Annotated in this window: 15 protein-coding genes; 7 read left to right on the top strand and 8 right to left on the bottom strand. The window is 61.6% G+C overall.

The genetic code is table 11. The features are described from left to right. Positions 1–6 precede the first annotated feature (6 nt). Positions 7–774 carry a SapC family protein gene (locus RN346_RS06120; protein ID WP_311962463.1) on the bottom strand — a complete coding sequence of 256 codons (768 nt, stop codon included), beginning with the start codon at positions 772–774 and terminating at the stop codon, positions 7–9. Positions 775–1,043: 269 nt separating this feature from the next. Here RN346_RS06120 and RN346_RS06115 point away from each other — a divergent pair, with 269 nt between their 5' ends. After that, positions 1,044–1,388 (top strand): hypothetical protein, encoded by a 345-nt coding sequence (locus tag RN346_RS06115; protein WP_311962462.1) that lies wholly within the window; start codon positions 1,044–1,046, stop codon positions 1,386–1,388. A 135-nt stretch (positions 1,389–1,523) separates the two neighbouring features. Here RN346_RS06115 and RN346_RS06110 read toward each other — a convergent pair whose 3' ends face one another. Continuing rightward, positions 1,524–3,320: a hypothetical protein gene (locus RN346_RS06110; RefSeq protein WP_311962461.1), complete on the bottom strand. Its 1,797-nt coding sequence runs from the start codon at positions 3,318–3,320 to the stop codon at positions 1,524–1,526. 318 nt (positions 3,321–3,638) lie between these two features. Next, complete coding sequence (locus RN346_RS06105) at positions 3,639–5,510, bottom strand: hypothetical protein (RefSeq protein WP_311962460.1); 1,872 nt, start codon at positions 5,508–5,510, stop codon at positions 3,639–3,641. A gap of 534 nt (positions 5,511–6,044) precedes the next feature. On the opposite strand from RN346_RS06105, the gene RN346_RS06100 reads away from it, so the two are divergent. From RN346_RS06100 to RN346_RS06075, 6 genes are all read left to right on the top strand, one after another. Next, the gene (locus RN346_RS06100; protein WP_263584507.1) at positions 6,045–6,839 is read left to right on the top strand and encodes an ABC transporter permease; all 795 of its coding nucleotides are present in this window, start codon (positions 6,045–6,047) and stop codon (positions 6,837–6,839) included. After that, entirely contained in the window at positions 6,829–8,103 is a 1,275-nt protein-coding gene (locus RN346_RS06095) for an ABC transporter ATP-binding protein (protein ID WP_311962459.1), read from the top strand. The genes RN346_RS06100 and RN346_RS06095 overlap by 11 nt, the downstream gene beginning before the upstream one ends. Continuing rightward, complete coding sequence (locus RN346_RS06090) at positions 8,096–9,067, top strand: GNAT family N-acetyltransferase (protein ID WP_311962458.1); 972 nt, start codon at positions 8,096–8,098, stop codon at positions 9,065–9,067. The genes RN346_RS06095 and RN346_RS06090 overlap by 8 nt, the downstream gene beginning before the upstream one ends. A gap of 113 nt (positions 9,068–9,180) precedes the next feature. Continuing rightward, the gene (locus tag RN346_RS06085) at positions 9,181–10,146 is read left to right on the top strand and encodes a PIG-L deacetylase family protein (RefSeq protein WP_311962457.1); all 966 of its coding nucleotides are present in this window, start codon (positions 9,181–9,183) and stop codon (positions 10,144–10,146) included. Positions 10,147–10,169: 23 nt separating this feature from the next. Further along, the gene (locus tag RN346_RS06080; RefSeq protein ID WP_311962456.1) at positions 10,170–13,661 is read left to right on the top strand and encodes a glycosyltransferase; all 3,492 of its coding nucleotides are present in this window, start codon (positions 10,170–10,172) and stop codon (positions 13,659–13,661) included. Between the two features lie 5 nt (positions 13,662–13,666). After that, positions 13,667–14,590, top strand: coding sequence for a glycosyltransferase family 2 protein (locus RN346_RS06075; RefSeq protein ID WP_263584512.1), 924 nt, complete (start codon positions 13,667–13,669; stop codon positions 14,588–14,590). 29 nt (positions 14,591–14,619) lie between these two features. Here the strand turns inward: RN346_RS06075 and RN346_RS06070 are convergent, their stop codons facing one another. From RN346_RS06070 to RN346_RS06050, 5 genes are all read right to left on the bottom strand, one after another. Beyond that, positions 14,620–15,540 carry an NAD-dependent epimerase/dehydratase family protein gene (locus RN346_RS06070; protein WP_311962455.1) on the bottom strand — a complete coding sequence of 307 codons (921 nt, stop codon included), beginning with the start codon at positions 15,538–15,540 and terminating at the stop codon, positions 14,620–14,622. Between the two features lie 32 nt (positions 15,541–15,572). Then, positions 15,573–16,634, bottom strand: a complete 1,062-nt coding sequence (gene gmd / locus RN346_RS06065) for a GDP-mannose 4,6-dehydratase (protein ID WP_311962454.1) — start codon at positions 16,632–16,634, stop codon at positions 15,573–15,575. 73 nt (positions 16,635–16,707) lie between these two features. Beyond that, entirely contained in the window at positions 16,708–20,118 is a 3,411-nt protein-coding gene (locus RN346_RS06060) for a glycosyltransferase (RefSeq protein ID WP_311962453.1), read from the bottom strand. After that, the gene (locus RN346_RS06055; RefSeq protein WP_311962452.1) at positions 20,118–21,371 is read right to left on the bottom strand and encodes an ABC transporter ATP-binding protein; all 1,254 of its coding nucleotides are present in this window, start codon (positions 21,369–21,371) and stop codon (positions 20,118–20,120) included. The genes RN346_RS06060 and RN346_RS06055 overlap by 1 nt, the downstream gene beginning before the upstream one ends. After that, entirely contained in the window at positions 21,368–22,162 is a 795-nt protein-coding gene (locus tag RN346_RS06050; RefSeq protein ID WP_263584517.1) for an ABC transporter permease, read from the bottom strand. The genes RN346_RS06055 and RN346_RS06050 overlap by 4 nt, the downstream gene beginning before the upstream one ends. Positions 22,163–22,254: the final 92 nt, after the last annotated feature.

Below are 22,254 nucleotides of genomic sequence, written 5' to 3'. Positions count from 1 at the left end.
AGCGATCTAGCTATCGAAATCGAAGCTGAACTCGTCATCGTCGCCGTCGAACATATCGTCCAGGTTTTCCGGCGCGGCGACGTGCCCCGGGTTGATGCGCGCAAGGCGGGCAAGCAAATGCGTTTGGGTCAGTGAAAGATTTAGCGCGTAGGCGATTGGCAGTGCCTGGGCCTTGCGCAGTGCCAAAAACGCCTCGTCGCCCAGCTCGGCCAGTGCCCGCTCGTCGATCATGTAAAGCCCCTCGATCGAAATCGAGGCCGACTCCCGAAGTGATTCGGGCCAGGGCGTGAGCACCTCGGCCTCGGCCAGGGCGTTCAGCGCTTTTTGCGTGGCCCGGTGGCGGGTGAAGCTCGCCTTCAGTGTCTCGACACGGCTCGATACCGCCGGATACATCTCGCCCTGGTCATCAAAGAAGGGCTCGCCGGCGCCGTGCTCGTCTTCCAAGCCGCTGTCGCGGTCGAACGCCACCGCGCCCCGGTCGCCTTGCGTAACGATTTCGAACGGCCAGGTCGACAGCCACTCGGGCCGGTAGCTGCCAAGCCACTTGCCTTCGCGGATGAACAGGTTATGCCCCTGAGCCAAACCGCAAACCCCCACCAGCTGCCAGCCCTTCGCGCCCTGGATGAGCGCCAGCGGCATCGATGCCGCCGCCCGGGCAAGCTCGCGGCCGTGCAGTGGCAAAAGCGCGTGAGAGGAGGCGAAATCGAGATCCACGGGCGGATGCCAAGTCTTGCCTTCGCATTCGCGGGGGTTAAGAACAAGCAGGTTGGACATGAAACTTCCTGGTTAGTGAACGCCGCCCGCCACGCGGGCCGGCTGAATCGGCGTAGTGTATCAAGTCACACCTGCGCTGAGACACCGTTAGGCTGGATTAGTGCTTCCTCTACCAATGACGGGGTCATACGGCTTGGCTCTCAAAAAGTCAGGCAAAAAATTAGTACAAAAATATGGCACAATAACTATTGCTCATTATAGTTAGATTTCATAAACTTAATAACACAATTTTAAATATCATGGATGCTTATAAATTCAAGGAGATATTAGTGGAATTCGATGACCTGATGGTGATTTTTTTAGCTCTGACAGCCGTTCTTTATACATTCATGGCAACCTACATTGCTGGCTATGAAAGCCGTATGCAGGTCATAATGACCCAGCTACTCGAAGAAGATGCCAAGCCTCTACCAGCTATTTCACCGGTCTTAGAAAAAATTCTAAAAAACGACAAAATAAAAGAAAGAGTAAAATACGATAGACGTGGACACTTGATCGAAATTTACCAGCTTTTGCAGCAAAAGCGTTCACGTGTCCGTAAAGTTTGCGCCATGGCCTTACTTATCTTCCTAACCGTTCTTGTTTCTATTTTTTTCTTTGAAATCATGAATTAATATTAACAGTCTATTATTTTTATTCTAGATACTAAAACGTAAACATTCATTATTTGCGTTGAATTGTGAAACCAATAACACCCCGATCCAAGTCGGGGCGTTATTGTCGTTTCGCACAAAAGCCTTTCAACTCTCTTACGCTGAGCTCACCGTCAAGAATCCGTTGGCGTACTCGGCGTCCGCGACGTTTACACCGGTAAGCGTCACTTGGGTGATATCGGCGGTGTCGGTGGCGTTGCCGCCGGTGGGGTGGGCTTCCACAAACAGCGTCAGGTCGTCGCCGTCCTGGCGCCAGAAGATCTCGAGCTGGTCGGCCGAACCCAGGCGGTCGGTGATCGATTGGCCCGCTTCGAGCTTCACCGCCTTGAAGGCCTCGCCGAAGTAGAGGGTGTCCACGCCCTGCTCGCCAAAACCAGTTAGCGTGACCGCGTTGGCCTCGGTGGTGCTGTCCACGAACAGGTACAGATCGTCGTTTTGATTCGCGCTTTCAGCGTTTGCGAAATCCTTGAGTTCATACCCCAGGGCACTGACGGCCTCTTCGGCGCTGGCCACTTGAGTATCGAGCGCGCTTAATGTCTCGCGCAGTTCGCGGGCCTCATCGAAGGTGTCGATAGCGTCGGCGAGCGCGCGCTGGTTGTCGTGGGCTTGCTGAAGTATTGCCAGCGCCCCGGCGGTGTCCTCACGGAAGGTAAGCGCGAGCACGGGTGCGCCGTTTTCGTCGGGAAGGACGCTGGTAATGACGAACTGCGAGATATCCTCCTCGGTCAATCCTTGCTTGCCGGTTTGAAGCTCGATGAGTGCGAGCATCGCTTCGCCGGTTGCTCGTTCACTGGCGATACCGGCCCGCCCTGTCACTGCGGTATCGATCAACACCTCCAGAAGCGAGTCGAGCCCGGCAAGCTCGAGCCCCCTGGGTATTGTTGTCACCGCCGCGCCGTTGGTCACGGTGAGCACCTTGGTCTCCTGCTGGGTTTGCGTATTAAAAAGAATCGCCTGGAACACGTTCCCCTGCTCGTCCAGCGGCGAAAAGTCGACCAGATACGAGGGATTCAACGCTTCGAAATAAGCATTACGGCCCTGATACTCAAGCCCCAGTTCGACGGTTTTGGTCACCAGCTCGCGCAGGTTCGCATACGCCTTTTCGAACCGACCAAACGCCGCGACCACACCCGGCTTGACGCCAGCTTCCGCCGTGGCCACTGCGCTGTCAGCTTGCTGGCGGGCATCGTCGAGGAATATCTGCTGCACCGCACTCGAGCGTTCGGCCAAATTTTTGGCCACAGCGCCGTGGGCGGCCTGCACTACCGCGCTTGCCGCGTTCTGATAAAAAGCCTCAAGGGCACCCACAGCGTTGGCGGCGGCATCAACGAAGGGCGCCAGGCTGTCGCGCTCCTGGATCTCTTCGAGAAACGCGGCGCGCTCTTGCTGGGCGGCTTTCAACGTTTCCAGCCGCTGGGCCAGAAGCGCAGGCGTGGTAGGGCCGGCCATGGCGAGTAGGGCGTTGGCTTCGATTCCCGCGGCCAGGTGCGCTTTCGAGGCGGCGATGGCGTCATCGAGCACCTGCGCGGCGCCGTCAAGCCCGCGTGGGAGCGCATCGGCCAAAAGCGTTTCGCTGATTTCCAACATGACCTGACCCACAGAAATACCGTCGTTTAGGCGCTGGTTGATGAAGTCGCTGCCGCGGGTGTAGCCCGGCGAGCCCTCCTCAAGACCCAGGCGGGCCAGCACCAGGTCGATTTTATCCTGGCGAGTGCTTTGCGGGGCGAACTGGGCGGCGAAGGTGTCGGTGCGCGCCAGATCACCGGCCAACTGGATAAAGCTGGGGTTCGCGGCGAGCAGGTCGGTGAGGCGGGCATAGGATGCCGTTCCCGGGGACTGGCCAAACATCAGCGCTGTCAGGCCCAATACGGCATCTTGTTGAGTGATTACCATGGCGGAAAGGTCTCGTGCAGTAAGCGTTAACGGGTAGTGCGTCCCTGGCTTACTGCGAGACGCCAAATAATGCTAATACATTTTAATTAGAATCCATCGTTAAAAATTGTTAAATCGACCTGGATGATGCACGGCCAAATGAATCGATAACAGCGCCTTCGTTTAGGCAATAAAAAACCCCCGACCAAAAGGTCGGGGGTTGGGGTACTGCATCGTTCGGGCAAGCAAACTTTCGTTTGCTGCACCCGGCGGCCTGGGCCGCCGGGTGTCTCACAGCGCGGGCAGGTTACACCACCCTACCCGGTTGCCAGGTCAACCTTAGGCAGCGCTGTTAACGGACAGGAAGCCGTTGGAGAAGTCGACGTCTTGAACGTTCACACCGGTCAGGGTGATCTCGGTAATGTCACCGCCGTTCAGGTCGGTACCAGACGCTTCGTTAGCTTCAACGTAAAGTACCAGGTTGTTGCCATCCTGCTGCCAGAAGATTTCCAGCTGAGATGCAGAACCTACACGGTCGTTGATGGTCTGGCCTTCGGTCAGCGCAACAGCGGTGTAGCCTTCGCCGAAGAAGATGTAGTCGGTACCTTCGTCACCGAAGTTATCGATGTCGTTTTGGGTGCCAGCATCGTCAACGAACACGTACAGATCGTTTTCGTTAGTTGCATCGCCGAAGTCAGTAATGACGTTGTACTCGTAGTCTTCGGTCAGAACGTCGTTCGCTTCGGTAACGGCTTCAGTCAGCGCTTCGAGCTGAGTATTCAGATCGCGAGCTTCCTGGAAGTCGGCAATATCAGCGTTCAAGGTAGTGCGAGCATTTAATGCATCGATGTAGGCAACTTCGTTATCGAGCCCAGTAGCAAAGGCTGCTGAACTTGTATCGATGACAAAATCACCATCGGCATCTGTACTAGTAAAGTCAGCGTATCCAACAGTACCTTGACCATCGCCAAATGCTGCATCGAACGCTGCATCCGCACGGTTTTCAGCAGTATCCAAACGCACCTGAGCGCGGCCGAATGCACTAGCTGCGGAAAGCAATGCATCGAAGCCATTGACGGTGCTGGAATCAAAGTTAGCACCGTCAATAAGAGTAAAGGTGCCATTGCTATTCAAAGTAGCTACGTCAGCGCCACCAATCTCAAGAATGTCATTCTCTTGAAGCTCATCACCGTTGGCAAAATCAACATTTGTGCCATCCGGACGGTTAATTACGGCTTGATCGGCATTAACTGTATTAAAGCGAGCGAACTCACCAGCAAAAGCTGAGCCAGCAGTATCACGAGTTTCGACAGCAGTGTTAACTGCGCTCAGGCGAGACTGAGCAGTGTTGACTGCATTAACGCCGTCAGTACCCAAGGTGTTACCAGTAGTTGTAACCTGGTTTTCAGCTTGAGTTTGCGCGCTTTGAATCAGCGTATCTTGGACAGAAGCTTCGCGACCGGCAAAGCCATCGTCGTCAATCAAAGCGTTATCGCCAACCACTTCAGCTTCGCTTGCATAGTATGCGCGAACTGCCGCTGCAGAAACTTCAGCATCAGTAGAGTTAGCGATGTCAAGATCGTTGCCTTCTTCGTCTTGCAAAGCAACAGTAGTACCATCAGCGGCTGTGTAACCGCCATCTTCGATGATATCGGCAACGCCTTCAACTTGAGCGGTTTCTTCCAGGAACTCTTCACGCGCATTGATAGCGGTTTGGAGCTGCTCGATCGCTTCAGCCAGCAGAGCGGTGGTCAGGCCATCGCCCAGCTGCAGCGGCGCGTTGCCTTCGTTGCCGGCTTCCAAGTAGGCGTTGGAGCGCTCGATAGCGTCTTCCAGCACTTGAGAGGCTTCGGCGAAACCGCGCGGAATGGAGTCAGCCAGCAGCTTTTCACCGATTTCGGCAATTACTTGACCAGCCGGAACGCCGGCTTCCAGACGAGCATTAACGAACGCGTTAGCGGTGGCGTAGCTGTCAGAACCTTCTTCCAGGCCCAGACGACCCAGTACCAGGTCGATCTTGTCTTGAGTGGTGGCGCCTTCACGGAACTGAGAGTTGAACGCGTCGGTCGCGGCCAGGTTGTTGGCCAGGTCGTAGATGCTGGGGTTGGTCGCCAGAATCTCACGGAAATTAGCGGCGGAAGCAGTACCTACTGCCTGGCCGAACATCAGAGCGGCGAGGCCCTGTACTGCTTGAGTCTTGGTAATAGCCATCTTGGTGAAACTCCTTGCGTTCTTGACAACGTTGTCAGGCTCATTAAAAGCCGCGCTGGCTACGCTAGCACAGGCTTAAAATTCTAACCAGTTTTTACTACGTGCAAGTTGCTGTTTACACAGTTCTTGCGATATTGCGTTATGGAAATGGCAACGGGTATGCGCGCTACGCGCCGCCATTGCTGCCCAAAAGGCTCCACGCCACTCTTTATAGCCGCGCCAGGGTGGCTTGGCAAGTAACTTCCGGTAACGCATTACTATGCCTTCGTGCTGCGTTGATCGCAAGCCTACTTAAGTTTTCAAGCGCGGCTCGAACGTTTATCACCTTTCAGTGACGGCGGGATGACAGGGCCACGGGTTACGGGCATTTCGGGGTTTTGAAACATCGTTCGCTAAAGCGCTGTTCTCAAACGCGTTGTGGCGCTTACAGAAAAAAAAGTGTTTAAAAACGCCACACTGTTCATTTTTACCCCGGTTGGCACCATGGGAGCGCACGGGTAAGATAGCGGCCTTTCTGTTTACCGGGAGCGCGCCTTGGCTGCTTTACACCTACACCGCCACCTGCATCTATTGTGGCAGTTCACCTGCCGCGATATTACCGGGCGCTACCGGGGGTCGCTTTTGGGCCTAGGCTGGACCCTGCTCTCGCCACTTTTAATGCTGGGTGCCTTTACCCTGGTGTTCTACGGCTTTTTCGATTTGAAGTGGCCGGTCGAGGCCACCGGCACCCCGCAGATGGATTTCGCGCTGCAGGTGTTCGTCGGGCTTTTATCCTTTAACTGGTTCGCCGAGGTGGTCAATCGCGGCCCAATACTGGTAACCAGCCAGCCCAACCTGGTCACGAAGGTGGTGTTTCCGCTGCCGCTGCTGGCGTTCTCGTCGGTGCTGGCGGCCAGTTTTCAAGCGCTGGTGAGCCTGGTGCTTTTAATGCTGATTACCGCGGTGCTGGTGGGCGTTAACGTCACTTGGCTTGCGCTTCCGCTGGTCATCCTGCCGTTTGCTGGCGTGCTGGTGGGCATTTCGCTGTGGCTTTCGGCGCTGGGGGTTTATCTTCGCGATATCGGCCCGTTCATGGCGCTGTGTACGTCGGTTTTGATGTTTCTCTCGCCGGTGTTCTACCCGCTTTCCAACGTGCCGGAGCAGTGGCAAGGGGTATATTTGATGAATCCGCTGGCGCTGTTGATCACCCAGCTTCGCGACGTAATTTTCATGGGCGCCTGGCCGAGCGTGAAGGTCGTGGTGGGGCTAACCGTGGTGGCCGCCCTGCTGCTTGCAAGCGGTAGCTGGGCCTTCAACAAGCTGCGCGGGGGGTTTGCCGATGTGCTCTGATACGACCGTTACCCGCAGCGACCAGCCCGCTATTGCGCTGACCAACGTCAGCAAGACGTTCTACCGCTACGAGCGCCCGCTCGACCGGCTGCTGTTGCAGTTCAAGGCGCTTAGCAAGCGCGCCCGTTTTGACACCATCAGCGGCCTGAAGCCGATGGACTTGACCGTCAAGCGCGGCGAAGTCGTGGGCCTCGTTGGCCGTAACGGCGCGGGTAAATCGACGCTTTTGCAGCTGGTGTGCAATACGCTCTCCCCCACCACGGGCGAGGTAGTAGTGAACGGCAAGATCGCGGCGCTTTTAGAGCTGGGTTCCGGCTTCAACCCGGAGTTCACCGGGCGTGAGAACGTGTACATGTCGGCGGCGATCGCCGGGCTCAGCCGCGCTCAGGTGAACGAGAAGTTCGACGAGATCCACGCGTTCTCCGGTATTGGCGATTTCATCGACCAGCCGGTGAAAACCTACTCCAGCGGCATGTACGTGCGCCTGGCCTTTGCGGTGGCCACCAGCGTGGAGCCGGACATTCTGGTGGTCGACGAGGCGCTTTCCGTCGGCGACGGCGCCTTTGCGCGCAAGTCGTTCGATCGCATCATGGCGCTTCGCGAGCGCGGCGCGACGATTCTGTTCTGCTCGCACTCGCTCTACCAGGTGGAAAACCTGTGCGACCGGGCGCTGTGGGTGGAAGGCGGCGAAGTGCTGGCCGATGACATTCCCTCGATCGTGATTCCGCGCTACGAGCAGTTTTTGCTGGGCGACACCGTGGAAAGCCGGGGGGTGCGCGAAAGCGCGGCCGACGAGCAGCGCCACGTGGCGCCATCGGGCAGCGCGCGGCTGTTGTCGACCACCGTGCTGGTAGACGGCAAAACGCCGGATGCCCGCTACCCGGCGATCAGCGGCGAAAGCACGCTCGAGATCGAGATTCACTTTGCCAGCGACCCGGCGCTTGCCTGCCCGGGCGTGGCGGTAACGATCTCGACGCCTTCCGGGCAGATCGTCACCAGCTCCGGCAGCTGGGAGGAAGGCGTGGCGCTCACCAGAAGCGAGCGCGGCGAGGGGCGGCTTTCGATTTGCTTTCCTGAACTGGCGCTGCTCAAGGGCGAATACCACGTGGGGGCGTACCTGTTCTGCGAGCGCGGGCTTCACAGCTACGAGTGGGTCGACCCGATCAGCGGCTTCCACGTGACCCAAACGAGCGTGGCCCGCGGCGTGGTGCGCCTGCCCCACCAGTGGCAGCCGCGCACCCCCGGGGGCGCCAGCCATGGCTGACACCGCGCTCAAAAGCGCCCAGTGGCAGATTCGCTGGGCCACCGTTGATGACACCCCCGCCCTGCTGCGCCTTTTCGAGCGCAGTTTCGGCGCGACCATGTCCCTGGACGAGTGGCGCTGGAAATACCGCTTTGCCGATAGCCCCGGCGTGGTGTGCGTGGATAACGGTGAGCTCGTGGCGTTCAACGGCGGTATGCCGCGCCCGGTGTTCGTCGACGGCCAGCGCCACAGGGCGGTGCAGATGGGCGATGTGATGGTCGACCCGGCGTATCGGGGCATTCTCACCCGCAAGGGGCCGTTTTATCGCGTGGTGCAGGCCTTCTTTAGCGACAAGGTGGGCGAAACGCTCGACTACCGCTACGCCTTCGGCTTTCCCCACGCCCGCCACGCCCGCCTGGGCCGGGCGCTTTCGCTCTACTGCGAAACCGATGTGATTCGGGCCGCCGAGTGGTCGCCCCAACCCAAACGCCGCCTGCTCACCACCGCCCGGCCACTCACGCCCCAGGACGCCGCCACCGTGGATGCGCTCTGGCAAACCATGCGCGAGGCGCTGCCTGAGGTGGCGATCGGCGAGCGCGACAGCCGCTGGCTCGATCACCGCTACCGCCAGGTGCCGGGGCGCAACTACCTGCAGTGGCTGGTCGTGGAGCGTTTGACCAAGCGCCCGGTGGGCATTTGCGTGCTGCGCCAGCACGAGCGCCAGGTCGAGCTTCTGGATCTGGTCGCCCCGCCGAAGGCGCTGCCCCGGGTCGTCGAAAGCGCTCGCCATCTGACCGCCCGGCTTGGGTGCGATACGCTCACCGCCTGGCTTTCACCGAGCGTGGCAAGTGCGCTTGCGGCGTCCGGCGCGCAGCTGACCGATACCGACGTAGTGGTGCCGGGCAGCCAGGTGAATGGCAAAGCGCTGGGCCTGGAGGTGGAAAACCGCTGGTGGCTGATGGGCGGCGACACGGATTTCCGCTAAGCCGACCTTGCACCTGCGCCCCGGCTGGTGAAGGATAAAACCACCATTATAAAAAGCCGCGGACACAAGCAGCGCCGCGTCGCTTACAAGACCATGGAAAAGGCCGTCATTGCATGAGAGAAGCCTGGTACGTTCCTTACACCCCCACGCCGCTGGAAGGCTCGCGCGTGCTGGTGCTGGCCCCCCACCCGGACGACGAAGTGTTCGGCTGCGGAGGCGCGCTGGCCCAGCTTGCCGCCAGGGGCGCCGAGATTCGCGTGGTGATCGCCACCCAGGGGCCCCAGGCGGCCCTGCGTTTGGCGGAATCGACCCGCGCCGCTGCGGTGCTGGGCTACCCCGCTCCGATCAACTGGGCCTTTCCCGACCGGGGGCTGGAGCAGGCCATTGATGCGCTGGCCGACACGCTTTTGGAAGCGCTCGAGGCGTTCACCCCGGATTTACTGCTGGCGCCTTCGAGCTTCGAGATGCACCCGGACCACCGCGCTGCCTGCGACGCCGCGCTCAAGGCCGGCGAGCGCTTCGTTGCCAAGCATAACGCGTCGCTTTCCATCGCGCTTTACGAGATCGGCGTGCCGCTGAGCGCCAACCAGCTCGTGGATATATCCCAAGAGGGCGAGCTAAAAGCCAGGGCCATGCAGTGCTTTGCCTCGCAGCTTGCCGAGCAGCGCTACGCTGATCAGATCGACGGGCTCAATCGCTATAGAAGCTATACGCTGGGGCTTTCGGTCACTCGGGCCGAGGCGTTTCACGTACTGGCGGCCGGCGAGCGCGGTGATATCGAACTGCCTTCGGTGCAGGACCAGGCGCTTTGGCGCTGCGAAGCCGCGCTGGCTCGAACGCAAGCCCAGCTTCAATCGCAGGCCCAAGCCCTGGGTCAAATGCAGGCCGAGCACGTTCACGCGATCGAGGCGTTGAAAAGGGAAAACGCGGCGCTTGTCGATCAAGCCCACGAGGACCGCCAGGCGCTGGCGCAGAGCGAGCAGGCCAAACGCGGCGCCGAACAGGAGCTTCAGGCCATTTACGCCACCCGAGGCTGGCGCTGGCTTTCGCGTCTAAAATCGTTACTAGGGCGCGGTTAAGCGCATTATTCATCAGGAAGTTTATGTCATCGTCTAATTCGAACGTTTTGGTCAACACCGGCTCGAGCACTGCGCGCGTGAGCCTGCTGATTCGCAGCATGGACCGCCCTCATCTTCAGGACGCCCTGGCCGGTATCGCGGCGCAGCGTTTTGCGGGCCTGGAAGTTCTGGTCGTCAACGCCAAGGGCGAGCCGCATAGCGCGCTGCCCGCGCTCGACGTGCCCTGCCGGCTGGTCGACTCCGACACGCCCCTTCCCCGCGCCGAGGCGGCCAACAAGGCGCTCGAAGCGGTGCAGACGCCCTACGCGATGTTTCTGGACGACGACGACACGATCGACCCCGATCACATAGCACGTCTGGTCGAAGCGCTGGACGCCCATGATGCGGCGCCGGCGGCCTACGCCGGGGTGCGGCTGGAGAAAACCACCGGCGAGGTGGTTTCTACCATGGACACGCCCTGGGTGGCCGGCGAGCTTTTGCTTCACAACACGCTGCCGATTCACGCGGTGCTGTTTCGCGTAAGCGCTGTGAAAGCGCACGACTGTCGTTTCGATACGCAGTTCGAGCAGCTCGAGGATTGGGATTTCTGGCTCACGCTGGCGCAAACAGGCGCGTTCGTTCACGTACCGGGGCCGAGTGCGACCTACCGGCTGGGGCTGGGCGAGTCTGGCCTTTCGCAGCAGCGCGATATCGACGCCTTCCAAGCGGCCCGCCGCGCGGTATGGCAAAAGTGGCTCCCCCGGGTGGACGAGGCGCTGCTGCAAAACGGCATGGCCGTACTGGTCGACCGGCTGGAGCAGCTGGAGTGGGACACCCGTCAGCTTCACGCAAGCGAGGCGGCGCTTCACCAGCGCGATCATGAGCGCGAAGGCAAGCTTTTGGAGCTTCGTGAGCATTACGAGAAGCTTCAGAGCCTTCACAGTGAGCTTCACCAGGCCCACGGTGGGGTGTGGGAAAAACTCGATGCACTGGGCAAGGAGCACGAGCAGGCGCTTTCGCGTATCGACACCCTGCAGCAGGACGCCAACGCGCTCGTAGCGCTGCGCGAGCGCCACGCGGCGCTCGAAGAGCAAAGCACCCACCTGCATGAGCGCCTGGCCGGGGCCGATCACGCGCGCCTCGCGCTCGAGCAAGCCCGTGCCGATGCCGAGCACCGCGCCCATGTGCTCGGTGAAGAGCTTCACGCGCTGCGCCATTCGCGCTCGATGCGCCTGACCGCGCCGCTTCGCTGGCTGACCGAGCAACTCAGAGCGCTGAAAAACGGCTCGTTCAAGGAGCGTTTCGCCTCACCGGACGACGACCTGCCGATCGCCCGCGCCAAACAGAAAACCCCCGTGGGCGCGGTGGATGTCATCGTGCCGGTCTACAAGGGCCTGGACGAGACCCGCGACTGCCTGGAGAGCGTGTGGGCCTCTACCTCGAAGCACGCCTACCGGCTGGTGGTGATCAACGACGCAAGCCCGGAGCCGGCGCTGACCGAGTGGCTTCGCGAGGTGGCAAAGACCCGCCCGATGCTGCTGCTGGAAAACGAGGAGAACCTGGGGTTCGTGGGCACGGTGAACCGCGGCATGGCCCACTCGGAAAGTGCTGACGTGGTGCTGCTCAACAGCGACGCCGAAGTGGTCAACGACTGGCTGGACCGCCTTGTAGACGCCGCCTACCGCCCCACGACCCGGCCGGTGGCGAGCGTCACGCCGTTTTCCAACAACGCGACCATCTGCAGCTACCCGCGCTTTTGTGAGGACAACCACCTGCCGGAAGGCTTCACGCTTTCCGAGCTCGACCGGCTGGTAGCGGACACCAACAAAGGCCAGGCGGTGGAAATCCCCACGGGTATTGGCTTTTGCATGTACATTCGCCGCGAAGCGCTCAATGACGTGGGTCTGTTCGATGTCGAGAATTTCGGCAAGGGCTACGGCGAAGAGAACGACTTCTGTATGCGCACGCTAAAAGCCGGCTGGTGCCACCTGCACGCCCTCGACGTCTTCGCCTGGCACAAGGGCAGCGTGAGCTTTGGCGAAAGCCAGCCGGAGCGCGTGACCAAGGCGCTGCAGGTGCTGCACGAGCTGCACCCGGACTACGAATCTCGCGTACACACGTTCATCGGGGTGGACCCGGCCCGCCAGGCGCGGCTGAACATCGACGTGGCTCGGCTTCGAAAAAGCGCCAAACCGCGCGTTTTGATGGTCAATCATCAGCGTGGCGGCGGCACCGAGCGCCACTGCCAGGAGCTGGCGGCCACGCTGAAAGGCGAAGTGGAGTGGTTGATGCTGCGGCCAAGCCCGGTGGGTGGGGCGCGGCTGACCATGCTCGATGAGGCCGAATCCATGGCGCTGGATTACGTGCTGCCGGACGCCTTTGACGAACTGGTCGACATGCTCAAGGCGCTGGGCGTGACTCACGTGCATTTTCATCACGTGCTGGGCTTCGATAAGCGCATTCTCGACCTCGCCGGCGCCCTGGGCGCCACCCAGGACGTGACGCTTCACGACTACTACGCCGTGTGCCCGCAAATTTCATTGACGCCGATCGATCATCGCTACTGCGGTGAGAAAGGCGTCGAGCAGTGCCGACAGTGCCTTTCCGAGCAGCCGGCGCCGGACGGCAGCACCATTACCCAGTGGCGCGAGCGCCACGCGGCCTGGCTGCTCAAAAGCGACCGGGTAATTTCGCCAAGCCAGGACGCCGCCGAGCGCTTCAAGGGCTACATTCCCGAACTCGAGGTTCAGGTAGCGGTTCACCCGGACCAGGAAGGCGTTCGCTACCCGGCGCCTGCCTGGCAGGCGCCCGTGGAGGGCGAGCCGCTTCGCGTGGCGGTGATCGGCGCGCTTTCGATCATCAAGGGCGCGGACGTGCTCGAAAGTGTGGCCGCGCTTGCCAGCAAAAAAGGGCTGAACATCGAGTTCAAGCTGTTTGGATTCGCCTACCGCTCGCTCAAGCCGCTACCCAACCTGAGCGTCACCGGTGCCTACCGCGACGACGAGCTGGCCGCCCTTGTCAGCGCGTGGCAGCCTCATGTTGCCTGGTTCCCGCCGATCTGGCCGGAAACCTACAGCTATACGCTGAGCACCTGTTTACAGCTGGGCCTGCCGGTGGTGGCAAGCAACCTGGGCGCCCTGCCGGAACGCCTTCAGGCGCGGCCCTGTTCCTGGCTGCTGGCTTGGGACAGCACCGCCGAACAGTGGTGTGAATGGTTCGAAGGGCTGCCTGCACGGGCGGCCAACACTATCGAAACCGCGGCCCCTGGCGATTGGGACAACGGTCAGGCGGATTTCTACGCCAAACGCTACGTGACGCCCATTGCCCCGGCGCGGCCCGAGGCCGAGCTTGCCGCACTCCCCTCGCACTGGCAGGTACACGCGGCACAAAAAGACACCACGACCATGCGCGTGCGCAAGGCGATGGTGTCGACACTTTACTGGCTACGCGCCCAGCCGCTGCTGCGCGGGCTATCGCGGCACGTGCCGGCGGGCTGGCAGCGCAAGGTGAAAAGCCGCTTGCTGCGGGAGTCGTAGCGGGTATGGGGTTGCATACGCCACGTTTCGGGGTTTGCGTGCCGACGCTCAACGCGGGCCCAAGCTGGCTTGAATGGCTGAACCGGGCCGAGCCGGCGCTAGCCGCAGCCCACCGCCGGCTGGTGATCGACTCGAGCTCCAGTGACGCCACCGCTTCGCTGGCCGCGGAGCGCGGTTGGGAAGTACAGCACATTGCGCGCGACGCGTTCGATCACGGCGGCACCCGCCAGCGTGCGCTCGAGCTACTGGCCGACTGCGACGTGGTGGTGTTTCTGACCCAGGACGCGCTGGTGGCCGATGAAAACGCGCTGACAGCGCTGAATGAGGCTTTCAAGGCGCCCCACGTGGGCGCGGTTTTTGGTCGCCAGCTGCCGCACGACGACGCCACGCCCATTGCCGCCCACGCAAGGCTTTTTAACTACCCGGAAGAATCGAGAGTGGTGAACGAAGCCGACATTCCAACGCTTGGCCTCAAAACGGCGTTTTTATCCAACTCCTTTGCCGCTTACCGGCGCGAGGCGCTTTTGGCGGCGGGCGGGTTTCCCACCGGCACCATCCTGAGCGAGGACATGATTGCCGGTGCGCGGCTTTTACAAAACGGCTGGCAGCTCGCCTACTGCGCCAAGGCGTGCGTTCACCATTCGCACAACTACTCGCTGGGCCAGGAGTTCAAGCGCTACTTCGATATCGGCGTGCTGCACCACCGCGAGGGCTGGCTGTTGGCGTGGCTGGGCAAGGCGGAAGGCGAAGGCGGGCGTTTCGTGCGCTCGGAAATTCGCTATTTACTGCGTCACGCTCCCTGGCGCCTGCCCGAGGCCGGGCTCAGAACCTGCCTCAAGTACCTGGGCTACCGGCTGGGCAAGGCGGAAAACCGCCTTCCCGTGAGCCTGAAGCGCCGCCTTTCCATGCACCGCCGGTTTTGGGGCTAGATGTTGGGGCCAATGCGCTACCCTGGCGTTCACTGCTTGCCTCGGGCATCGTTTATCATCTGACTTTCCAGCATCGCCGTCAGGGTTTGCTCGATCGGGGTTCGCTCGAGTCCCGGTACCCAGGCGTTCAAACGCTGGGTACACGCCTTGAGCTTGGGAATCTCGTTGGCGCGCACGAACGCCGGATTGACGCGAATCTCGATGGCGTGACCTGCCAGCCGCTCGAGCGTTTGAATCAGCGCTTTCAGCGATACCGCTTGGCCGCTGCCCACGTTGACCACGCTGGCGCTCCTGGCGTCTTGCGGCCAGTGCGCCAAAAGCCGCGCGTAAATCTCCACGACGTCGCGCACATCCGAGAAGTCGCGGCTGACGTGAGTGTTGCCAAGCTCGATGATCGCCTCGCGGCGCTGAAAGTGAGCGACGATTTTCGGGACCAGAAAGTGCCCCGCCTGGCCGGGGCCGGTGTAGTTGAACGGCCGCGCGATCAACAAGGGGAGCTTTTGGGCGTAGGTAAGCGCAACGTGCTCCATGGCGAGCTTGGAGTGGGCGTAGTGGTTGACCGGCAAGGGGGCCACGTTTTCATCGATAACCGCCTGGCCGTTGGCACCGTAGACGTTGGCGCTGCTGGCGAGCAGCACCCTGGGCGGCGCGGCCAGCCCGCTCAGCGCGGCCAGCAGGTTCTCGGTGCCCAGCACGTTGACGCGATAGAAATCGAGCGGTGTCGGGTGACCCACAAACGACAGCGCCGCCAAGTGAAACACCTGGTCCGGTGCGCTTTGCTGCACGAGACGGGAAAGGTTCGCGGCATCGCTTAGATCAATGTGATGCGTTTCATCGGCGCCGCAGGGCGTGCTTGCTAGGGCCACCACACGGTGGCCCTGGCGCTTCAAATGGGCGACGAGGTAGCGGCCAGTAAAGCCGCTGGCGCCGGTGACCAGGCTCGTGGTCATGGTGGCTCCCTTACCAAAAGGTGATCGGCGACTCAGACGCTGACGCCTTGTTGCACGCGCAGCAGATCCGCCTCGACCATCATTTTGCACAGCGTCTCCAGCGGGACCACGGGCTTCCAGCCAAGCTCGCGGTGGGCCTTGGCCGGGTCGCCGATCAGAAGCTCGACCTCAGCGGGACGATAAAACTCGGGGTTGATCACCACCCGCGTTTCGCCCGTCGCCGCGTCCTGGGCGATCTCGTTTTCGCCCTCGCCTTCCCAGCGAAGCTCGATGTTCGCTGCCTTGAAGGCGAGCGCCACGAAATCGCGCACGGTTTCGGTGCGGTGGGTGGCCAGCACGAACGTGTCCGGCTCATCGGCCTGCAGCATACGCCACATGCCCTCGACGTACTCGCGGGCAAAGCCCCAGTCGCGCTTGGCGTCCAGGTTGCCCAGCGCCAAGTGGGGTTGCAGGCCAAGCTTGATACGCGCCACACCGTCGGTGATCTTGCGCGTGACGAACTCGCGCCCTCGCAGCGGCGATTCATGGTTGAACAGAATGCCGCAGGCGGCAAACAGGCCATAGGATTCGCGGTAGTTGATCGTCATCCAGTGGGCATAAAGCTTGGCCACGCCGTAGGGGCTTCGGGGGTAGAACGGCGTCGACTCGGTTTGCGGCACCTCCTGCACCTTACCAAACATCTCGGAGGTGGAGGCCTGGTAAAAGCGAATGGCGGGGTCGACGATGCGAATGGCTTCCAGCAGATTGACCACGCCAAGCCCGGTGATTTCGGCGGTGGTGATGGGCTGGTCGAACGAGACCCCGACGAAGCTCTGGGCCGCGAGGTTGTAGACTTCCTGCGGCCGGCAGCGCTGCAGCAGGCGAATGCTGGCGGACAGGTCGGTCAGGTCGAACTCGACCAGGTGCAGGTTGGGATGCCCCTGGAGTCCGAGTTCTTCGATACGCCAGAAATTCACCGAGCTGGTGCGCCGAAACGTGCCGTACACGGTGTAGCCCTTCTCCAGCAAAAGCTCGGCCAGATAAGCGCCGTCCTGCCCCGTTATCCCCGTGACGATCGCGGTCAACGCGCCGCTCTTTTTATGCTCGCCCATCATTTTATGCTCGCCTCACTCAAACCGTTGCGCCCGCTGCTGGCGCTTAAAGGTAACAGAGTGTAATCACCGCGTGTTACAGTTTTTGGTCAACGAGCGCGGCGTTCATCAGCGCTTGATAACGCCGGGCAAGCGTGGCCCAACGGCGCTGTTCGAGCCAGTCAGCGCGCGCCTGGCGGTAAACCGCCCGCTCCTGCTCGTTGGCGCTGAGCACGTGAACAACCGCCGAGGCAATCGCCTCGGGCTCGAAGCCGTCAGATTGCCACACCACGCCCGCCACTTCGTCGAAAATGGGCGCTGGGGTGGTCAAAATCATCGGGCACGCCGCCACGGCGGTGCGCACCGCAGCGCTGCTCGACTCCTGGGTGTACTGGTACGGCAGCACCACAAGGCTACATTCGGCCAAGCGGCGCTGCACCTCGTCCAGAGGCATGAAATCGGTGTACCACTCGAGGTAGCGCTCGACACCGAGCCGTTTGGCGGTGCGCTGGCAGCGCGCAAGCTCTTCCTGGGAGGCGGGCTCGTTGCGTACCGAGGTTACCAGGCGTAGCCTGGCGCCTTCGGGCAGCGCTTGGCGTTTTATCAGCGCGGCGAAGGCCTCGATCAACGTATTGACGCCCTTATGGGGCAGCAAAAAGCCGAAACAGCCGATGATCGGCGCGCCGTTGGAGGGAGTGGCTTCAACGGTGGCCTCACAACTCTGGGCCACGCCCTGAGGCATGCGAGTTACGTTGTCGGTCAGGCCGATGCGCTTCAAGTGATTAAGATCGTCCAGGGTGTGGACGAACACGCGGTCGAACTCGGCCAGCGTGGCAGCCGCCGCGCGGCGGCGGGCGGTGTCGAAATCGATCAACGGGCGCGTGGTGTGAAGGGTGATGTAAACCCGCTTGCCCTGCTCGCGACAGCGCACCACTTCCCTCGCCAGGGCGGTGTCGAGCTCGAAAAAGGCAAAGTGGTGCTGCAACCAGACGACGTTGCCCGAGGCCCCAGAAAGCGCGGGACTTGCGCCCTTTTGCCAGCTCTTTTCGGCAACGCGAACGGGATAAGCGGCGCCATCCAGCGGCGCGGTCGGGGCGTGCACGGTGAGCGCGATGGTATCGTCGTGCGAAAGCGCCTCGAGCAGGTGGTCGCTGTACTGAGCGATGCCGCAGGCTTCGCGCCAGGTGGAAAACAGGCTGACGGAAAGCGCAGGGGCTGCGGTGTTCGTCAGCGCCTTGATCCGGGCCAGCGCTGCCAGAATCGACGCCACCGCGCCGGGGGCGAAAAAGCGCGCGCGAATGGCCTCGTTCAGCGCCACTGGGGCCGCGTAGGCATGTTCACCGCCCAAACGAAGTGCCTGCACATGGCGCGTGATTTCGGCCACGGTGCTGTCGACGCCGGGTTCGACCCACAGTGCCTGGTCGTTTTGAAAGTGCGACTGGGCGTGATCGAAGCAGTAGTCGATGAAGCCGGTAGTGTCGGCGCTCAGGAAGTCGGTGTGCGCGCCAAAGCCGGTGACGACCAGCCCGCGGGAGAACTCGCCGGCCTCGATCGCGGGCATGTTAAGGCCCTCGCCACGGGTGGGCAGCACCACGATATCGGCCTTTTGATACAGCGCGGCCATCTGCTCGGCGCTGTAGTCTTCCATGATGAGCGTGAGCCGCGGGCGGTAGGCGCTGCTCACGTACGTTTCGATCAGCGCCTCGACCTGGTTGTGCGGGTTGGGAAAGCTCTTGAGCGTGAGGGTAAGCGCCGAGTCTTCGCCTGCCAGACGCTCGAAGGCCTGCAGCAATACGTCTACACCCTTGCGCGGAAAGGCCGAGGAGACGTGCAGCAGGTGTACCGGGCGCCCCTGGCTTGCCCGCTCCAGATCCAGCGCCTGGCTCTCGGCGGCCAACGGGTTTTCCACCAGCGGCAGAGTAACGACGTGAATGGGCAGCCTACAGCCGCTATCCATCAGCACTTTCTTGACGAACCAGGCGGTTACGATCACGCCGTGATAGTGGCGGTTGAGCGTGTCGATCATGTCCGCCGGCACCGCGGACTCCTCCCAGAAAAACAGCGCCACGGCCGTTCCAAAGGCAGGGTCGGGTGTTATGAGCGGGTAGCGGTGATAAAGCGCTATGCGCTCATTGGGGGCTAACGCCTGCCAGGGGCTGGGGTCGAGCAGGCCGTTGAGACGGGCGGCTTCCGCCTCGCCGCCAGGCGTTGAGTTGACGCGCTTTTCCGGCAAGGCCTCGTGGGGGGCAAGCCACAGCGCCGGGGGGTTGTCGCTCTGGGCGAGCCGTGTGAGCAGGTGGCGGTTGACCGCGGCCAGGCTGTAGCTTCCGTTGACGTGCCCTTCCAGGCGCAGGCCGCGAAGGGCCGATACGCTGGCGGTGGTATCGCGCAGTGTCAGCGCCTCAACGCGCACCCGAGCGCGCACGGGCGTGTCCAGATCGACGAAATCCTCCGGGCGAAACTGCCCCTTACGACTAAAAAGCTCGCTGCTCCCGGCCATCTGCTTGAGCACGCGCATTTTCAACGCCGGAAAGCGGTTGAGAACGGCCAGCGCCGGCCGCTTGAGCCAGGGCACTTGCGCGGTTTTGCGTATCAGTCGGCCCTGAGCGCCAGCGAGTTGACGCCGGGTGTGCATGACGCCGCGCAGCGGCTTTGTCAGCCGCCAGGAGCGGCTTCGATAAACGCCCTCCAGCTCCTCACCGAGCTGTTCGACCCGCGCCTGGTAACGCTGGCGCCTGTCGGTTTCATCCGCCAGCGCCTCGGCCTGAGCCTCGATTTTGGCCGCTAGCGTGTCGAGACTGCCCTGCTGCGTTTGGGCTTGGGTTTCCAAGTACTCGAACCAGGGCGCGCTTTCGTCATCGGTGTGTTTATGGGCGATCAGCGCGTAGTCCGGGTAGGCGGAAACGACCCAGTCCAGATAGTCGCGCACCGGGGCGCTATCCTTTGGCGGCGTGGGGCCGTTGAGTCGCCAAATGCGGGCATTGGCAAAGCCCGTATCGGTGGCGAGAAAGTGCAGAAGCGGCGGTGGCAGTGGGCGCTGGTGGGTCGGGTCGAGATGAAAGCTCCAAAGCCCCACGGTGAGGTTTTCCGGGTTGGGCGTTTCCAGTATCAACACGCCACCGGGCAGTAGCACCCGGTGCGCCTGCTGCACCAGCGCCACCAGATCGTCGAACGGCAGATGCTCGGCGATGTGAAAGCCGGTTACCGCCGAGAGGCTGTCGTCCTCCAGGGCCTGAAGCCCGGTCAGGGCGTCACGTGTATCGACTCTCAGCCCGCGCGCGTTGCACTCGCCGGCCATGCTTTCGTTGGTATCGATCCCGCTGGCGGGCCAGCCGTTGTCGCGCATCAGCTCGAGCCACTCACCCCGCCCGGCGCCCAAGTCGACCACCGGCGCGGTGGGATAGCGCGCCAGAACCGGCGCCAGCACGGGCAGGTAAACCTCCAGCCGGGCCTTGATGACGCTTTCATCGCCGCGAAAGTGGTGGGTAAAACGGGTATAGAAATCCATTACGCTGACTCGTTGGAGGCTGGATAGGGCGCGCCGTGACGCTGACACTGGATCACCGGCATGACCCAGCTGCTGCCGAGGAAAAAGTCCTTTTCGGCGTTGATCATTTGAAACACCAGCGCGTGGTCGACCCACTGGTAGTTGTGGCTCAAATGGGTGTCGCCACTGTGAAGTGACAGCGACACCGAGTAGCTGCCTGGGCCAAGGTTGGCGTCAAAACGCAGCCGGTAGATCAAGCGCTCGCCCGCTGCCACGTCTCGCTCGACCTGGTGGGTGTGCCAGGTGTTGGTGCCGAACACGTCCTGGCCCACCCGGTCCTTGAGCTTGTACCCCAGCACAAGCTCGGCAAGCGGTGCGTGAATGCTGACCGCTACCTGCAGCTCGACCGGCTGGCCGACATCGGCCACGTCGATGGCCGCTCCGTTTTCACCGTGCAGGCTGACGCGTTCGATGCGGGCTTCGCCGCTGCCAGAGCGGGTCTGGATCTGGCCGGTCTCGAGCGGTTTGATCTCGACGTTATCGTTTTCTTTTTGCGCGATCAGCGCGTTGTAGTAATCCATGACGTCCTGGGGCGGGCCGTCCTGGAGCACCCGCCCCTTTTCCAGCAGGATGGCACGGTCGCAAAGGCTCTGAATCGCGGCCTTGTCGTGGGAGACGATCAGAAGCGACGTGCCCAACCGCTGGAACTCGCGAATGCGGTCGAAACTTTTGTGCTGAAAGTAGGCGTCGCCGACCGAAAGCGCTTCATCGACGATCAAAATGTCGGGGCGAAAGGCGGTGGCCACCGAAAAGGCGACGCGCATCTGCATACCGCTGGAGTAAACGCGCATGGGCTTGTCGAAATAGTCGCCGATTTCGGCAAAGGCTTCGATGTCGTCCATTGCCGCGCTGATATCGGCTCGGCCAAAGCCCATCAGCCCCGCCGAGTGCCGCACGTTCTGGCGCCCGGTCAGCTCGCCGTTGAAGCCCATGCCGAGCTCCAGAATCGCCGCGATGCGCCCGCGGGTGCGCACATAGCCTTCACTGGGGACGAGCGTGCCGGTGATCATCTTGAGCAGCGTGCTTTTGCCCGCGCCGTTTTGCCCGACGATCCCCACCGCTTCGCCGGCGGCGATGTCGAAGCCGATATCGCGTAGCACCCAGGTTTCGGCGGCGGGCGCGACCGAACTAAACCAGCTCACGATGCGCCACAGCTCGTTGGGAAACCGGCGGTACACCTTGCCAAGCTCGCGTACTTCCAAAAGCGCGCTCATAGGGCGTCCACCATTTCCGGGCTCGCCCGCTCAAACAGCAGCGCGCTAAAGAGCACAAGGCCCAAGCCCAGCGCCGTCAAAGTCGCCAGAGCCACAAGCGAGGGTGCCTGCCCGTAGGCGAGCACGTCGTGGTAGGCGCCTACCAGGTGATACAAGGGGTTGAAGGCGATCAGCGTTTGCAGCGCCTGGGGGACGATCTCGGCGGGATAGACCACCGGCGTGAACCAGAACAGAAACTGCAGCACGATGGGCATGAGCTGGCCGATATCGCGAAGAAACACGTTGAGTATGCCCAGCGTCATGCCAAGCCCCAGGCCCAGAAGCACCGTGATACCGGTGAGCACCATCACCCAGGCCAGGGTGGCAGCGTTGAAATGGCCAAGCGCCGCGAACACCACCAGCGTGACCAGAAACAGCGCCAGGTTATTGATCAAACACGAACCGGTCACGATCAGCGGCAGCGCCACCTTGGGAAAGACCAGTTTTTTCATCAGATTGGCGTTGTCGATGAAAATACCCAGACAGCGAGTGAGCAGTTCACTGAAAAGACTCCACCCCAGCATGCCCGCGGTGAGGTAAATGGCGTAGGCGTACTGGCTTTCGATACCGGGCAGTTTCGCCGACAGCACCTTTGATAGCACCAGCGCGTAGATGAGCACCATGGCCAGCGGGTGGATAATCATCCAGGCACCGCCGATGCGGCTTCGGGCAAAGCGCGTCACCAACTCATGGCGAATCGAGGTGGCGATGAACTGGCGATAACGCCAGGCTCCCTTGAGGGATGCAAGCATGGTTTTCCCTTTTTTCCCGTGCTGGTCAGGCGGCATCTGCGCGCAATGTTAAGCCAAGTGCTGTAGGCATACCACCGCCGGCCCAACCACAT

The sequence above is a fragment of the Halomonas sp. PAMB 3232 genome, assembly GCF_031954225.1.
Classification (GTDB): domain Bacteria; phylum Pseudomonadota; class Gammaproteobacteria; order Pseudomonadales; family Halomonadaceae; genus Vreelandella.
Note: the sequence above shows the minus strand (reverse complement) of the source record. Positions and strands in the feature narration are given on the sequence as shown.

Bases quoted from the DNA above. Each gene is read 5' to 3' on its own strand.
- RN346_RS06120 (WP_311962463.1), bottom strand. From the start codon at position 774: ATGTCCAACCTGCTTGTTCTTAACCCCCGCGAATGCGAAGGCAAGACT.
- RN346_RS06110 (WP_311962461.1), bottom strand. From the start codon at position 3,320: ATGGTAATCACTCAACAAGATGCCGTATTGGGCCTGACAGCGCTGATG.
- RN346_RS06105 (WP_311962460.1), bottom strand. From the start codon at position 5,510: ATGGCTATTACCAAGACTCAAGCAGTACAGGGCCTCGCCGCTCTGATG.
- RN346_RS06095 (WP_311962459.1), top strand. From the start codon at position 6,829: ATGTGCTCTGATACGACCGTTACCCGCAGCGACCAGCCCGCTATTGCG.
- RN346_RS06090 (WP_311962458.1), top strand. From the start codon at position 8,096: ATGGCTGACACCGCGCTCAAAAGCGCCCAGTGGCAGATTCGCTGGGCC.
- RN346_RS06085 (WP_311962457.1), top strand. From the start codon at position 9,181: ATGAGAGAAGCCTGGTACGTTCCTTACACCCCCACGCCGCTGGAAGGC.
- RN346_RS06080 (WP_311962456.1), top strand. From the start codon at position 10,170: ATGTCATCGTCTAATTCGAACGTTTTGGTCAACACCGGCTCGAGCACT.
- RN346_RS06075 (WP_263584512.1), top strand. From the start codon at position 13,667: ATGGGGTTGCATACGCCACGTTTCGGGGTTTGCGTGCCGACGCTCAAC.
- RN346_RS06070 (WP_311962455.1), bottom strand. From the start codon at position 15,540: ATGACCACGAGCCTGGTCACCGGCGCCAGCGGCTTTACTGGCCGCTAC.
- gmd (WP_311962454.1), bottom strand. From the start codon at position 16,634: ATGATGGGCGAGCATAAAAAGAGCGGCGCGTTGACCGCGATCGTCACG.
- RN346_RS06060 (WP_311962453.1), bottom strand. From the start codon at position 20,118: ATGGATTTCTATACCCGTTTTACCCACCACTTTCGCGGCGATGAAAGC.
- RN346_RS06055 (WP_311962452.1), bottom strand. From the start codon at position 21,371: ATGAGCGCGCTTTTGGAAGTACGCGAGCTTGGCAAGGTGTACCGCCGG.
- RN346_RS06050 (WP_263584517.1), bottom strand. From the start codon at position 22,162: ATGCTTGCATCCCTCAAGGGAGCCTGGCGTTATCGCCAGTTCATCGCC.